1 protein-coding gene is annotated in these 253 nt (G+C 74.7%); it reads right to left on the minus strand.

The window, feature by feature from the left end; translation table 11 throughout:
- The coding region (locus tag JCR33_RS24675) for an AMP-binding protein (protein WP_198884804.1) at positions 1 to 253 on the minus strand (253 nt) is incomplete at both ends.

Consider the following 253-nt stretch of genomic DNA (forward strand, 5'->3'; position numbering starts at 1 on the left):
CACCTGATCGTCGGCCCGGCCGTGATAGACGAGCTGGCCGTCGGCCCGCCAGGCGGCCCGGTCGCCGGTCCGGTAGAGCCGCTCGCCCGCGCCGAACGGGCTCGCCACGAAGCGCGACGCGGTCAGGGCGGGACGGCCATGATAGCCGCGTGCCAGGCCCCCGCCTGCGACGTAGAGCTCTCCGACGACCCCGGCCGGGCACAGGCCGAGCCGCTCATCGAGCACGTAGGCGCCCGTATTGGCATAGGGCGAG

This window comes from Acuticoccus mangrovi (genome assembly GCF_016411865.1).
GTDB lineage: Bacteria > Pseudomonadota > Alphaproteobacteria > Rhizobiales > Amorphaceae > Acuticoccus > Acuticoccus mangrovi.